The sequence below is a fragment of the Actinophytocola sp. genome, assembly GCF_036378875.1.
In the GTDB taxonomy this organism is placed as follows: domain Bacteria; phylum Actinomycetota; class Actinomycetes; order Mycobacteriales; family Pseudonocardiaceae; genus Actinophytocola.
Genome location: NZ_DASUVO010000095.1, coordinates 19,136 through 33,572, shown reverse-complemented (window position 1 = coordinate 33,572; position 14,437 = coordinate 19,136). Strand labels below are relative to the sequence as shown.

Annotated in this window: 14 protein-coding genes; 8 read left to right on the top strand and 6 right to left on the bottom strand. The window is 68.8% G+C overall.

What is annotated here, in order from left to right; translation table 11 throughout:
• Positions 1-37: 37 nt before the first annotated feature.
• Together VF106_RS27330 and VF106_RS27325 are read left to right on the top strand one after the other, a co-directional pair.
• Positions 38-1,177, top strand: coding sequence for a sensor histidine kinase (locus VF106_RS27330; protein WP_330842719.1), 1,140 nt, complete (start codon positions 38-40; stop codon positions 1,175-1,177).
• Entirely contained in the window at positions 1,174-1,809 is a 636-nt protein-coding gene (locus VF106_RS27325; RefSeq protein ID WP_330842718.1) for a response regulator, read from the top strand. Before VF106_RS27330 ends, VF106_RS27325 begins: the two co-directional genes overlap by 4 nt.
• On the opposite strand, the gene VF106_RS27320 is transcribed toward VF106_RS27325, so the two are convergent.
• The 4 genes from VF106_RS27320 to VF106_RS27305 all read right to left on the bottom strand — a co-directional run bounded on the left by VF106_RS27320 (position 1,806) and on the right by VF106_RS27305 (position 4,895).
• Positions 1,806-2,069: a PLD nuclease N-terminal domain-containing protein gene (locus tag VF106_RS27320; protein WP_330842717.1), complete on the bottom strand. Its 264-nt coding sequence runs from the start codon at positions 2,067-2,069 to the stop codon at positions 1,806-1,808. The two genes, VF106_RS27325 and VF106_RS27320, sit on opposite strands and share 4 nt — an antisense overlap.
• A gap of 93 nt (positions 2,070-2,162) precedes the next feature.
• Positions 2,163-3,389, bottom strand: coding sequence for a BamB-related PQQ repeat family beta-propellar protein (locus tag VF106_RS27315; RefSeq protein ID WP_330842716.1), 1,227 nt, complete (start codon positions 3,387-3,389; stop codon positions 2,163-2,165).
• Between the two features lie 65 nt (positions 3,390-3,454).
• Positions 3,455-4,264, bottom strand: coding sequence for a class II glutamine amidotransferase (locus VF106_RS27310; RefSeq protein ID WP_330842715.1), 810 nt, complete (start codon positions 4,262-4,264; stop codon positions 3,455-3,457).
• Positions 4,265-4,319: 55 nt separating this feature from the next.
• Positions 4,320-4,895 carry an HdeD family acid-resistance protein gene (locus VF106_RS27305; RefSeq protein WP_330842714.1) on the bottom strand — a complete coding sequence of 192 codons (576 nt, stop codon included), beginning with the start codon at positions 4,893-4,895 and terminating at the stop codon, positions 4,320-4,322.
• A gap of 162 nt (positions 4,896-5,057) precedes the next feature.
• Between VF106_RS27305 and VF106_RS27300 the strand changes: the two genes are divergently transcribed.
• Together VF106_RS27300 and VF106_RS27295 are read left to right on the top strand one after the other, a co-directional pair.
• Positions 5,058-5,597: a hypothetical protein gene (locus VF106_RS27300; protein WP_330842713.1), complete on the top strand. Its 540-nt coding sequence runs from the start codon at positions 5,058-5,060 to the stop codon at positions 5,595-5,597.
• Positions 5,579-5,686: a helix-turn-helix transcriptional regulator gene (locus VF106_RS27295; RefSeq protein ID WP_330842712.1), complete on the top strand. Its 108-nt coding sequence runs from the start codon at positions 5,579-5,581 to the stop codon at positions 5,684-5,686. Before VF106_RS27300 ends, VF106_RS27295 begins: the two co-directional genes overlap by 19 nt.
• A 144-nt stretch (positions 5,687-5,830) precedes the next feature.
• Here VF106_RS27295 and VF106_RS27290 read toward each other — a convergent pair whose 3' ends face one another.
• Positions 5,831-7,348 (bottom strand): carboxylesterase/lipase family protein, encoded by a 1,518-nt coding sequence (locus tag VF106_RS27290; RefSeq protein ID WP_330842711.1) that lies wholly within the window; start codon positions 7,346-7,348, stop codon positions 5,831-5,833.
• A gap of 187 nt (positions 7,349-7,535) precedes the next feature.
• On the opposite strand from VF106_RS27290, the gene VF106_RS27285 reads away from it, so the two are divergent.
• From VF106_RS27285 to VF106_RS27275, 3 genes are all read left to right on the top strand, one after another.
• Complete coding sequence (locus VF106_RS27285) at positions 7,536-8,312, top strand: matrixin family metalloprotease (protein ID WP_330842710.1); 777 nt, start codon at positions 7,536-7,538, stop codon at positions 8,310-8,312.
• 195 nt (positions 8,313-8,507) lie between these two features.
• The gene (locus VF106_RS27280) at positions 8,508-9,197 is read left to right on the top strand and encodes a hypothetical protein (RefSeq protein ID WP_330842709.1); all 690 of its coding nucleotides are present in this window, start codon (positions 8,508-8,510) and stop codon (positions 9,195-9,197) included.
• Between the two features lie 44 nt (positions 9,198-9,241).
• Positions 9,242-12,100, top strand: a complete 2,859-nt coding sequence (locus VF106_RS27275) for a helix-turn-helix transcriptional regulator (RefSeq protein ID WP_330842708.1) — start codon at positions 9,242-9,244, stop codon at positions 12,098-12,100.
• Positions 12,101-12,142: 42 nt separating this feature from the next.
• On the opposite strand, the gene VF106_RS27270 is transcribed toward VF106_RS27275, so the two are convergent.
• Positions 12,143-12,871, bottom strand: coding sequence for a hypothetical protein (locus VF106_RS27270; protein WP_330842707.1), 729 nt, complete (start codon positions 12,869-12,871; stop codon positions 12,143-12,145).
• Between the two features lie 351 nt (positions 12,872-13,222).
• On the opposite strand from VF106_RS27270, the gene VF106_RS27265 reads away from it, so the two are divergent.
• Positions 13,223-14,326 carry a VanZ family protein gene (locus tag VF106_RS27265; protein ID WP_330842706.1) on the top strand — a complete coding sequence of 368 codons (1,104 nt, stop codon included), beginning with the start codon at positions 13,223-13,225 and terminating at the stop codon, positions 14,324-14,326.
• The last annotated feature ends 111 nt before the right edge of the window (positions 14,327-14,437 follow it).

Genomic DNA, 14,437 nt, shown 5'->3' with positions numbered 1-14,437 from the left:
GATCTGTGTGATCTAGCTGGTCAGCTATCGTGCGCCGATGCGGTCAGAAGGACGTCGGGCTGGGCGACTCCCGTGGTGGGACGGTCGTGTCGGCTTGCTGTTGCTCGATGTCGCCGTGGCCGCTGCCGCGATCGTGTTTGACTTGGGCGGAATTCGCCGGGTCCCTGTCCCGGAGCCGCTGTACGTGGCCGCGGCATGCGTGGCCGGGCTGGCTTTGCTGGCCAGACGCCGGTTCCCGTTCACGGTGTTGATCGTGGTCAGTGTGTGCCTGCTCGCCGGGACCACGCTCGTTCCGTCGATGGTGGCGCTGTACTCGGTGGCTGCCCGGCGTGGGCAGAGCCTTGCCACGGGTGTCTCGGCTGTCGTCGTCGCGCTGAACGGCCTGTTTCTCCAGTTCTCGGGTTCGTTCGATGCGGTGTCACTGGTGGGTGCGTTCAGCGTGCTGGTCGTGGCGCCGGTCCTGGGTGGCCTGTGGATGTACCAGCGTCTCGCATTGCTCGAGGCGTTGCGTGATCGCGCCGAGGAGGCTGAGCGCAACCGGACCTTGCTGGCGGACCAGGCGGTGCTGGCGGAGCGGCGGCGCATCGCGCGGGAGATGCATGACGTGGTCGCGCATCACGTGACGGCGATCACCCTGCAGGCGGGGGCACTGACGCTGAAGCCGCCGGACGAGCGCACGGCCAAGATCGGCGAGAACATCCGTTCCTCCAGCGCGATCGCCTTGAACGAACTACGCGGGATCCTGGGCGTGCTGCGGGACGGCAGTTCCGAGGACTCACGGCTGTCCGGGGTGGGGATACCGGTCGCGATCCGCAAACTGGTCGGCGAAAGTGCTGCCCCGGTCAACCTGAGCCTGCCCGACCCGTGGCCGGACGTGCCCGGTGACATCGGCCGTGCCGTGTACCGCATCGTCCAGGAATCGCTGACCAACGCCCAGAAACACGCGCCGCAGACCACCATCGACGCGGCTGTCACCGCGACCGGGTCCACGCTCACCGTCACGGTCACCAACGGCCTTGCCACGCATCATTCGGGCGTGCCCGGGTCCGGCTACGGTCTCGTTGGCATGCGGGAACGGGTCGAACTCGCCGGTGGGCAGTTCCGGGCAGGTCAGCGCGACGGCCGGTTCGAGGTGTTCGCCGGCTTCCCGCTCGGCCAGGCCGGGGACCCGTCGTGACGATACGCGTGCTGCTGCTGGAGGACGAGGAGCTGGTCCGCAGCGGCATCCGGATGATTCTCGAGTCCGCTTCGGACATCGAGGTGATCGCCGAGGCCGCGGACGGGTCGCGCGCTGTCGAACTGGCTGAGACGCACCACCCGGACGTCGTGCTGACCGACATCCAGATGCCGCACGTGGACGGCCTCTCGGTCACCGAACGCCTGGCCCGGCGCATCCCCGTGGTCGTGCTGACCACGTTCGACCTCGACGAGTACGTCCACACCGCACTTCGGCACGGGGCCGCCGGTTTCCTGCTCAAGGACACCCCGCCCCTGGACCTGGTCAACGCGGTGCGGGTGGTGGCCCGGGGCGAGGCCATGATCTCGCCCCGGATCACCAAAAGGCTGTTGTCCACGTTCGCCGCTGACCCCGTCCGCGAGCCGGCCCGCGCCCGTCTGACCCCTCTCACACCCCGAGAGCACGACGTCACCCTGGCCATCGCCCGCGGCCTCAGCAACGCCGAGATCGCCAGGTCCCTGGACCTGAGCGAGTCCACCGTGAAAGTCCACATCGGACGCATCATGGCCAAGCTGGACGCGACGAACCGGACCCAGGTCGCGATCCTCGTCCACGACGCCGGACTCGTCTAGACCGCAACGTGCCTGCGTCCGATCAGGAACCACAGCAGCGGGCCGAAGAACGGCGCACAGAACGCGAAGATGATCCAGATCAGCTTCATCCCGCCGCTCTGTGCGCTGCCGAGGATGCTGATCAGGGCGCCGATGAAGAACACCAGGTAGGCCACGACGGCCAGACCGGTCACGACTGCGGCGGTGGTTCCCCATCCCTCACTGAGTGCGACGTTCAGCATTGTTTCTCCTCGGGTGGTGGCCGGTACGTTGATGATCACGTGTCCAGCATCGCCCCGACGGACGTGCGCGTGCATCGGCCGATCACGCATTCCGAGTAGTACTTAAGTTCTATCGTCGGACGCGCGATGCCGTCAGGTGTAGCTCCACATGCCGAACTGGCGTTCGGTGTCGAGGCATGCCAGATGGGTGTCGCTGAACGCGCAGGTCTCACGGACCACCTCGAGTGTGCCGAGGTCGCTGCGGTCACCGGAGGGCAGTTCGACGTACCACAACCGCAGGCTCTCCCCACTGCCGATGTCGGTGCCGTACTGGCCGAACGAGTCCGCCTGCAGTACGCCCGCACGACCAAGGTGGGCGGGCGTGTTGACGTCGTCGGCCAGTTGACGGCCGGTGGCCAGTTCGACGTACCGGGTGCGGTTGACGTCAGGGCCTTCGCCGGTCTGGGTGTATCCCCAGGCTGTCTCCTCGACGCTGGTGTCGACTCGCTCGGGGGTCTGCCAGGCTCGTCGTCCCTGTTGGTCGGTGATCACGCCGTTGCCCACGTAGAACAGGTCCGAGCCCAGTGGGTGGACGACCTCGTCGCGGCTCCAGAGTTCGGTGAGGTCGGTGCTGGAGTAGATCGTGGCCTTGGCGGCTGGGCTGTCCTCGAAGTTGAGCACGACGGTGTCGGTGGTGGTGGACAGTTCGACCGGTTGGCTCTGTGCCGGTGGGACGTCGATCTCTGTTTCGGCTCGGCCGGTGGTGATGTCCAGCAGTCGCAGGGTGCCGGTCGCCGCGTAGTGCGCGAGCCGGGTGGTGCCGGGTACCAGCGAGAAGGTGTCGTACCCGGTGCCTGTCCGCCACGTCAGCGTTCCGGTACGCAGGTCGAGCCCTGCCGCTCCGGTGTACTCGCCGGACGTGCTGGTGTGGACCGCGACGTGGCCGTCGGTGGTGCCGAGGACATCGCCTGCCGAGACCGGCGAGGCCCACAGTCGCTTTCCGGTCCTCGGGTCGATGGCGATGATCCCGGCGCAGGTGGTGGAGCAGCGGTTCAGCACCAGCAGCACGCCATCGGCCATAGCGAGCTCAACGCCGTTCTGTTCTTCCTCGATACTGACGTTCCACAGTGGCTCGTCGTCGCCGGCCCGGACGGCGACGAGCCGGTGCCGGTAGTGCGCCACGTAGCCGAGGTAGGCGACGCCGGCGGCGGTGTCGTCGAACACCACGTCGAGCGTCTCGGAACGCGGTTCGTCGGCTTGGCCGCCCGGGTCGAAGGTGACCTCACGGCTCAGGCCCCCGCTGGTCCAGACCAGTACACCGGCGGTGATCAGCCCGGCGAGCGCCGTCGCGCCGGCGGCCACCCAAAAACGCTTACGCACGAAGGCGAATCCTGGCACGAACGCGGTTCTCGGGGAAGCGGAGTGTTCCGGCGTGACACCTCGAGTCAACCGACAGCCTGGGGAAGCAAGGGCGCGAACGGACGCATCTCCTCGAGCCCCCCCGTGCACGACAACACAGGTGGACTCCGGTACTTCCCGCCACGCTCCTTGCAGATCCCCAACGGCTCGGACACCACGAGCCGCGTGTCATCGGAAAGGTCGTGCAACACGGCGTTGTCCGGGTACTGGTGGCGGAGTGTCGAAACGTCGGTGCTGTGGAACAGGGACCGGGACCGACCTTCGCTGGAGTAACGGAACGCCCACGTGACTTCGCCGTTGGTCGTCGCGACCGTCATCTGGATCGGATGCTCGACGCCGCGGCGCCGCCCGGTCTCCTCGACGACTGCGACCGCCCGAGCCACCGCCGCGGGTGGGTCCTGTTCCAGCCCGAAGGTCAGAGCGAGGAAGAACAGCACCTCGGAGTCGGTCGACCCCTGGATCTCGGGATACAGCACGGGGTCGACCGCGAAGGTGAGCTCGCGCTTCACGATCGGGAAGCCGGCGATCGCTCCGTTGTGCATCCACAGCCAACGACCATGGCGAAACGGGTGGCAGTTCGTCTGCTGGACCGCGGATCCGGTGGACGCGCGGATATGCGCGAAGACCCGTCCGGACGTGGCGTGCGCCGAGAGCTCACGCAGGTTTCGGTCGTTCCAGGCAGGCTCGGCACTGTGGAAGACCCCAGGCGTCGCGCGGTCTCCGTACCATCCGACGCCGAAACCGTCCCCGTTCGTGGTCTCGGCGCCGAGACGCGAGTGCTTGCTCTGCACGACCAGTGAGTTCACAGGCTTGTAGAGCAGGTCCTCCAGAAGCATCGGTGAACCCGAGTACGCGAGCCAACGACACATGCCAACCTCCTGGGCCGGTCGATCAGGGCGTCGCGGGGGCGGCCGGTGGCACTCTGGTGTGGGAGCCGACCCGGGTTCGGCTGGGGGTGAAGGCGCTGAAGACCCCAGTCAGACCGACCACCAACAGAGAGAGCCCAAACAGCCAGATCATCGTGCTGACGCTGGACACCGGATACGACAACACGATGACGCCGACGAGGATGCTGATGATGCCGGACGCGATCGCCCAGCCCCCGCCACCGGTGACGCCGTGGAACAGCTCCAACGCTCCGCTCACGAATGTGGACAGGCCGAACAACAGCACCAGGATCGCGATGGTCTGCAACGGTTCGCGTAGACACAGGATGCCGACGATGACCAGGAGCACGCCAAGCAGCAGGAACAGGATGCGTCCGGCCACGCTGTCGGCGTCGAACGTGAACGCTGTGACGGCGCGGACGATGCCCGCGACGATGAGTTGGATTCCGAGCAGGACCGCCACGGCCAGCAGCGTCCCGCCCGGCCACGCCAGTATCAGCGTGCCTGCCACGGCGGTCACCACGCCGACGGCGATGCGGAGGCCCCGCGACTGGCCCAGCAGGACATCGGTTGCGTTCATCCGGACACCTCCACGTGGGCGGGGCAGTTGAAACCACACCGTCCTCGTCACGAGACGCTGGCTCATCGCCCGCTTCGGGTGAGGTCATCCGAACGAGGTACTGGCTAGCCTTGCATCATCGGCTCGAGGTCAGTCCCTCGCCATGTCAGTCGTCGGATCGCCATGCACCGAGGCGCACTCGAGCTCGGACAGGACACGCGGGCCGTCGTCGACTGGGCACGAGCGAACGCTGGCGACGTCGCCGAGCTGAGCCTCATGCACGCCTGGACCGCGTTCGCGAACGGCGACCCGGACACCACGGAGACCCTGCTCCATGACGTACTGGCCTGTGTCCGCCCCACCCTCTGCCCCACCACCCAGCTCGAGGCCCGGTTGCTCGAGACCGCCTTGGAGATCCACAACGACCAGCGGACCAAGGCACGGAGCTCACTCGACGCCGCACTGCTGCTCGCCGCGCCCGCCGACCTCATCAGACCCTTCCACCAGACGGACATCTCCGTCCGCCAGCTACTGCTGGAACAGGCCGGCGGCTTCGGCCGCGCCAACGAGTTCGCCACCAAGGTCATCCACGCGGTGTCCACAGTCGACAGCCGGCAGGACGACGCACTGACGGACCGCGAGCACACCGTGCTCGTCCTGCTCTCCTCCCCCGCGGTCCATCGACGAGATGGCATCGGACCTCGGTGTCGGTCAACACCGTGAAGACCCACGTACGCGCGATCTACGCGAAGCTTGGCGTCAACAACCGACGAGCGGCGGTAGTCGCCGCGAGACAACTCGGCATCGCCTGACCGTTCGGGGCGACGAGGGCACTCGCCGCGCTGATGCTGATGCGCGTGGCCACGGCAGCCGTCGCGGTGTCGATCTTCGCCCGTGCCCTGCCGCTGCCCGGAGCAGCGGCGCCTGCTCTGTGAGCGGGATCCGGACTGGCTGTACTAGAGCCAGAAGCCGCACTGGTGTTGCTCGTCGGCGTCGATCGGGCCGACCGCGCCGGGCTTGAGTGACTGCACGGTGTTCCCGTCGAACCTCGGCCAGGTTGGCAGACCGGGACCGTTCGGGTCGCCGGTGTGGGCGAACCGTGTCCAGTACCGCACCATCTGCCCGGCGAGTTCCTGCTGCGCCGCGTTGCCCGGCGGCTCCCAGAACAGGCTGAGCAGCTCCGAGCCGTGGTACGCGCCGAACGGGAAGTCCGGCACCGTCGGGCCACCGGAGATCATCGGCGGGTTGGGGTCGGCGAACTCGTAGGCGTACACCGGACCCCGGTAGGTGCGTGCGTCCGCGAGCGTGCGGCATGCGAAGCCCTGGTCGGTGGTCGCCCGGGCCCACGCGACCGCCGCCGCGTGCGGTCCGTCCCCGATCGGATACCGGGCACGAACCGCCTCGGCGTCCTCGCCGTAGGTGTCGTCGAACAGGCGCCGGACGGACGCGTCGTCGAACGGCACCCCGAACTGGACGGCGAACGCCGCGAACAACCGCAGCTCGTCCCTGTTGCTGCCGACGATCATCGGCACCGGCCGGGCGTGCCCGACGGGGTCCACCGGCAGGAACCGGGTGTGGTAGCTCAACTGCGCGGTGTTGTTGACCAGCAAGCTGTCCACCCACTGCTCGACCTTGATCTTCCGCAGGCACTCGAGTGTCGCGCATCCGACCTGCGCCGCCGTCGCGACGCCGATCTGCTCGGTCTCCGCTCGGGGTGCCACTAAGCGCGCCTCGCCCACTCCCGGAAAGACCGAGTTCTTCGGAAAGTAGACCGAGCAGGTGCCGCTTTCCAGGATGGCCTTGTCGATCAGACCGACCGTGCTCGGTGAGGCGAGCAGCGCGCACGTGCTGAACGCGCCGCCCGACTCCCCGGCCACCGTCACGTTGCCGGGATCGCCGCCGAACGCGCGGATGTTGTGCTGGACCCACCGCAGCGCGGCCGTCTGGTCCTCCAGCCCGAAGTTGCCGCCGGCGACGCCGAGCTCGGGATGCGCCAGGAGACCGAACACGCCGAGCCGGTAGTTGATCGTCACCACGACCACGTCGCCCTGCGCGGCCAGGCGGGTGGTGTCGTAGAAGGCGCCGTCCCCGTTGACGAGCCCGCCGCCGTGGATCCACACCAGCACGGGCTTGCGCTTCGCGGCACGAGGTGCGGTGACGTTCAGGTACAGGCAATCCTCGTCGTAGCTCGGAGCGGTACCGATTCCCGGCACCCTCGCCTGGGCGCAACGCGGGCCCGGGGCGGTCGCGTCCCGCACACCCGACCAGTGCTCCGGCCGGCGTGGCGAGGTCCACCGCAGGTCGCCCACCGGTGGCTTGGCGTACGGGATGCCATCGAAACGCATCACCGGACCGGCGGCGAACCCCCGTACCGCACCGGCATCGGTGCGCACCACCAGCGGGTCGGCGGCGGCCGGAACCGTCGCGGTCACCAGGCCGGCCAGGACAGTCATCACGAACAGAACCCGACGCATCACACACCCCCAGTGCGTAACGGCTTGTACCCAACGTTAGCACGCGCCGTAACGCACCGAGGTCAAACCGCCCGCACGGCGCCGCGGTGGTCAGCCGCAACTGAAACGCACCGTCGTCACGCATTGAGGTGCACCTGTTCACAGCGAGTGTTGGTAGCAAGCAACCACCGCTCGGAAGGACTCGGATATGCGTAAGGGCGCTCTCTCGCTGACCACGGCCTCGCTGATCGCCGCCGCGTTCGTCGCGGCCGTGCCGGTCTTCGAGCCCACGCCCGCGCCCGCCGAGGACATCACGGTGATCGGCGAGGCGATCCTGGCGACCCCGACGACCGTGGCCGTCGCGAACGCGGTCGCCGACACCACCAGCGACTGCGCCTCCACCGCCTACGCGCTGGAGAAGTGGCGACTCTCAGGCACCCACACCTGGTCCTACAACCCCGCCGGCGCCCCGGCCACGGTCGCCCCCATGGCGCTGACCACCATCCAGCGCGCCACCACGAACCTGACCGGCGGACAGAACCGGTGCGGCACCCGCGCCACCCTCGCCATCTCCCAGGCCTACAGCGGCACCAACACCAAAACCGCCCAGATCTCACCCACTGCCGCCTGCACCGGCAACGACGGCATCTCCGTCACCTCCTGGGGCGCCCTGCCCGCCAACACGCTCGGCTACACCTGCGTCTACTACAAAACCTCCACCGGCACCGTCATCGCCTCCGACATGATGCTCAACTCCACGAAAAAGTGGTTCACCGGCAACGTGCCCGCCGGCTGCACCGACAGCTTCGACCTCGAATCCGTCGTCACCCACGAACGCGGCCACACCGCCGGCCTCTCCCACGTCGACCAAACCACCCAAGCCCGCCAAACCATGAGCCCCCGCACCCTCGCCTGCACCACCTACAAACGCCTCATCGGCAGCGGCGACCTCACCGGCCTGCAGGCACTGAGCACCAAGGCCTGACCCAGTCCCCGCCCACGCAAACCTGCGCGCGGCGACAAATAGGCCCCTGAGTATTCAACGTCTGTAAACAGTAGGGAGGCTGCCCTACCGCTGGAGTCCGCGCACTCCGGTAACTTTCGATGTGGTGCGCACCAATCTTGCGGGATATGCCAGGAAATCTGGCCCACGAGGGCACATCCTCGAAAGGAACGCAATATGCGCACGCTCATTCTCCGTGCTTCCTGCCTGGTCACGGCTGTCATCGCGGCCTGTGTCATGCCGACCGGGCCCGCGAGTGCGGCTCCTCCCGGTGCTCCGGCCAACCAGCCGATCGTGCACCAGGTGCCGACGGTCCCGCTGTTCATCGACGGCGTGCAGGTCGCTCCCAACACCATCACTCAGTACAACGGCCGGCCGCTGTACATGGCGGTGCAGCCAGGTGGCAGCCCGGACGGGCACCTCGTCGTGTTCACGAGAGGCGCCGAGTTCGAACGGTTCGTCGCCGAACGCGGCGGCCCGCCGAACGTGCTGACCCGGCCGCCGCAGCCCATGCCGGAAACCGGGGAGTCGAGACCACAGGCCGGCGGCACTCAGTCGGTGGCCTGTATTTACTGCAAGGCGTACATCGATGAGCACGTCTTCATGCGCGGCGACTTCCTCGGAGTCTCGGTTGGTTGGGGATACGCGGACCTGACCAGGAGGAGGATGGCCTGCTTCCTGGGCATCCCCTGCAACAACTGGAACGACGAGGCCTCGTCGGCCACGGCCGACACCGTTCGCGGAGAGATGCTGTGGGAGCACATCTGGTGGGGCGGGTCGGCGCTCTGGATTCCAGCCCCCTACGCACTGGTCGATCTCAGAATTTTCGGCTGGAACGACCGAACCTCGTCGTTCGGTGCCTACTGAGGTGACACAACCAGGCCACAACATCGCCGCGCCAGCGTGGTGGCGTGGCAACCGGGGTGGGTCTGCTCGAGCAGGAAGAGCGGCTACGCGATGTTGATCACCTGTTGACCAGGGTCAGGCACGGCGCGGGTGGCGTGTTGGTGGTGGAGGGGCAGGCGGGCATCGGGAAGACCCGGCTCGCCGCCGAGATCAGGGAGCGCGCTGTGGCCGGCGGGGCGGCCGTGTACGTCGCGCGGGGTCACGAACTGGAACAAGACCTTCCCTTCGGGGTGGTGCGCCAGTTGCTGGACCCGGCCGTGACGGACCGGGCGGCGCGCTTCGTCGGGGCCGCCCGCCGGGCCGCGGTGGTGTTCACCGCCGGCACCGATGACGAACCGGTCGATCTGGTGTCCGTTGTCCACGCGCTGTTCCTGCTGACCGTCAACCTGGCCGCCCGCGCGCCGCTGACGCTGATCGTGGACGACGCGCACTGGTCGGACCCACCGTCATTACGGTGGCTGCACTACCTGGCCCGGCGTTCGCGGGACCTGCCGGTGCTGACCGTGGTGCTGTCCCGGCCCGAGGAGGAGTCGCGGGCGGCAGGCGTGCTGTCGTCGCTGCCCGGGCTTCGCACCGCCCACCGGATGCGCCTCCAACCGCTGCACCTGCCGGCCGTCACCCGGATGCTGACCGACCTGCTCGGCCCGGTCGATGACCGCTTCGCCGCGGCCTGCCTGGCGGCCACCGGCGGGAACCCCTTCCTGGTAACGGAGTTGGGCCGGCAGGTCGCAGCGCTGAGTACCCGGCCGGAGGCCGACGAGATCACCGAGCTGGCCGGCCCCGCGGTGCGGGAGTCGGTGCTGGGGCGGCTGCGGCGCACCGGCCCGGTGGCCATGGCCGTGGCTGAGGCGGCCGCCGTGCTCGGCTCGCGAGGCCGGCTCGACCAGCTCGCCATGCTCGCCGGCGTGCCCACCGCGGTCGCCGCGATCGAATGTGACCGGCTGCGCCGGTGCGGCATCCTGAGCCCGACCGAACTGTCGGCGTTCATCCACCCGCTGGTGGCCGCCGCGGTCCGGCAGGGGATCCCGGTCGCGACCAGGGGCATCCTGCATGGCCGGGCCGCACGGCTGCTCGCCGAGTCCGGCGCGCCGGACACCCGCGTAGCGGCGCAACTGCTTGCCACACCGCCGATGGGCGACGCCTGGGTGGTCGACGTGCTTCGGCAGGCCGCGCGTGGCGCGCTGGCGGCAGGCGCCCCCGAGGCCGCGGCCAGCTACCTGCGCCGGGCCAGTGTGGAGCCACCGACGGCCACGCTGCGTGCCAGGGTGCACTGTGAGTGGGGAGAGGCGAGCGCCCTGTTCGACCCGCGGGCGGCCATCCCCCAGTTCGTCCGCGCCGAACGGTTGGCGGGGGACGACACGACCCGGTGCGTGTCCGCGATCGGCCTGGCGAAGGCGCTCGCCCACACCGACCAGGTCGGTGACGCCGTGCGGACTCTCGCCGCGACAGCGCCGAGGGTCGCCGATCCCGCACTGCGGCTGCGGCTGCGCGCCGAGCAGCTGATGTGGAGCGGCTGGTGGATTGGTCACGCCGAACCGCACGAGCGCCGCACCGAACTGGACGTGCTGCTGTCTCAATGCACCGGCACGCCCGGCCGTATGCTGCGCGTCCTGCACGCCTGGGAACGTCTGGTCCGCGGCGCGCCCGCCGGCGAGACCCTCGCCATGGCCGGGCAGATTCTCCGCGGAACGCCGCGCTGGATCGGTGGCGAGCTCGACTTCGAGGTCCTATGTCTCCTCGGCCAGGTTTTCCTGTACTGCGACCAGCCGGAACCGGCCGGCGCACTGTTCGACAGCGGGCTCACCGAGCTCGACGAGCACGGCTGGCACGGAACCCACGACGCTTTCCTGCGGACACTGCGGGCCGACAACGCCTACCGGTGCGGCGATCTGGCCCGCGCAGAGACCGACGCCCGGGCCGCCTGGCAGCTGATGAGCGAGCTCGGCCAGGACACCCCGTCGTGGTGGTGGCCTCTTGCCACGCTGACACAGGTGTTGACCGCCCGCGGCGAGCTCACCGCGGCCGCCGAGCTCGCCGAACACAACGGCCTCGGCGAGCAGTGGCGGGATGCTGTGGTGTTGCCCGATCCCCTCGCCGTGCGCGGCGACCTGAGGTTGGCGCAGGGCCGCGTCGACGAGGCGGCGACGGACCTGCGCCTGGCAGGCCAGTTGCTGGAAGTCCACGGCTGCGCCAATCCGGCGTGGAACCCGTGGCGGATGAGCCTGGCCGTGGCCCTGCGAACCCGGGAACCGGACGAGGCGAGGGCCGTCGCCGAGGAGGCGGAACGGCGAGCCGAACAGTTCGGCCGGCCATGGGCCCTCGGCCGCGCACTGCGCACCCGTGGCCTGGTCACCGGCGGGACCATTGGCTTGGAGCTCCTGGCCGAAGCCGTACGGGTACTCGCACCTTCCCCGGCACGCTACGAGCATGCCCACGCGCTCGTCGACTGGGGCGCGGCGCTGCGCAGGGCGAACTACCGCGACGCCGCCCGTGAGCCCCTTCGGGCCGGGCTGGACCTGGCCGACCGGTGCGGCGCGGGCGAGCTGTCCCGCCGAGCCCGGCAGGAACTGACCACGATCGGCGTCCGCCCCCGGCGTGCCCGGCTCACCGGCCCCGCCGCACTGACCCCCAGTGAGTTCCGGGTAGCCACCCTGGCCGCGACCGGCATCGGCAACGTGGAGATCGCCGATGTCCTGCTCGTGACCCGCAAGACCGTGGAGAAGCACCTCGCCGCCAGCTACGCCAAGCTCGGCATCCACTCCCGGCACGAACTGCCCCAGGCATTCGCCCAGGACGACGGCAATCACGTGGCATGGGCGAACGAGCGGGTACGCCTCGAAACCGTGTACAGAAGTCGAGCTTGACGTCATGGGTCTGCTGCTTCGCCTCGTCGAACAGTCAGGTGGCTACGGTTGGCCGTTGGCTGCGATCGCTTGTGCCCGTTCAACGCATGCCTCGACGTCGTAGGCGTTGAACCTAGGTGTCTGCGGCCCGCTGTCCGAGTGCACTCCGCAGCGGTCGACGAGCGTGGGGATCTCCGCCACCGGCACCCGCCAGATCTGGGCCACCGTGTTCGCCGGCAGCCAGACGTCACCGACCGGGAATGGGAGGGCTGCGGTGCAGTGAAACACGGGAACCTCCGACGGGGCCAGGACCTCGCCGAGCCAGTCGGCCAGCACCCGCGGATCGACCCGTCGTAGCGGGCCGGCGACCGTTGCCGGGCACACCAGGGTCGTCTTGCCGGCGCGTAGCACCAACTCCAGGTTCGGCTCGCGGTGCCGCACGATCACTCTGGTGAGGTCGGCGACCTCGATCACCGACCGGCGACCCCAGCCCGCGGCCACAACGCGGGTCGGCGCGGCGCCAGGCCCGATGTCGACCCGATGGAACCCGACGCGCCTCGCGGCGACAGCCATGGCACGGGCACCGATGACCAGCCAACAGCCCACGAGAAGCAGAAGAGGCAACATCAACAAGACCGCCACGACTGCGAAAGGGTTCACGTTCTCCCCCACGAACGCGACGAGCACCCCAAATATCGCGGCCGCGCACACCGCCTCCACGACGACCACACCCATGGTCCCCAGGACGACGGCGATCACCATCACCAGCACCCGGACCACGGGTCCCAGCACTCCAAGCCCACCCGCAGGCGCAATGCGCAACCGCCATCCACCACGTCGCACTCGGATCACCGCACGCAGGGACCGCGGCACCTCCACCGGTGCAGAGCCAGACACAGAACCAACAGTATTCCGCTGTCACCGCCAGCCCAGCGGAACAATCCGAACATCGAACTCGGGCGGCGTTCGGTTGTTCCTGGTGCCGCTCACGGCACGTGAGATGGCTCGCGAAGCGCGCACAGGACGCCGGCCAACTCCACGCAGACCTCGTCCGGTGTGCGGTGCTGGCCCACTGAAATGTCCACAATGGTCGGCAAGCAGTATGTGGGTGTCGACAGTCGCTTATAGCGGACGGGAGTAGTGGTGGAGTCGAGGGTTGTCCCCGCGGTGATCGCGGTGGTCGGTGGTGTGGTGCTCGCGGCGCTGCTGTTGGTGCCGTTCATCTACCGCACCTACCGCCGTCGTGGCGAGTTGGGCTTCGGGGCCGGACTGGTCGCGTTCGGGTTCCTCGTCTACGGGTTCGCGCTCGTCGCGTACACGCTCCTGCCGCTGCCATCCGTCGACGCCGCGTGGTGTGCGGCCCACACCCGGTTCACCCAAGCACAACTCGACCCGATGGCGATCGTGTCGGACATCCGCCAGCAGGCCGGCGTGCTCAGCAACCCCGCCCTTCAGCAGGGCGCCTTCAACGTCGTGCTCTTCCTGCCGCTCGGTGCGTTCCTGCGGCTGTACTTCCGACGCCGGGGCGTGCCGACCGTCATCCTCACCGGCTTCCTGGTGTCGCTGCTGATCGAATGCACCCAGCGCACCGGGAACTGGTTCCTCTTCCCCTGCCCGTACCGACTGTTCGACGTCGACGACCTCATCACGAACACCCTCGGCACCGCGCTCGGCGTCCTGGGCGCGCCCCTGCTGCGCCGACTGCAGGGCACCCCGACCCTGTCCGCCGACACACCCCGCCCGGTCACCACCGGCCGACGACTGCTCGGCATGCTCGTCGACCTGGTCTCCGTCGCTCTGCTCGGCATGGCCATCAACGTGGCGGTGAGCCTGACCACCTGGTACGCCCTCGAACGCGAACCAGGAAGCGGCGGACCCGTACTGTCGACCTGGCTGCCAGCGGTACTGCTACTCGCGCTCCCCTCACTCGCCCCGGCGGGCGCGACGTTCGGCCAGCGCGCCGTACGCCTACGCCGGACCCGACCAGACGGCCGCCACCCCGGCCTACTCGTCGTGCCGGCGCTGCTGACGGGCACGTTCGGCTACTACCTACTGACCAGCCTCGACAACTTTCTGCCCGGCGCGGGCCTACTGGCGTACGCACTGCTCATCGCGAGCGCCGTACTGGCCTGGCGCCCACGCTCCCACCGCGGCCTCTCCGGTCTGGCCGCCAACCTGATGATCGTCGACACCCGCACGGCACACGAAAGGACCGAACAACCAGAAAGCGCGATCAAGGCAGGTTGAGGGTTTCCGCACGGCACGGTAGTGCAAACGAGTACCTCTTCGTTGCCCTGCCATTTAGAGCACAGCACCGGCCCCGGTCAGGCCGCTGGTTACGGCCCACCACAACACCAC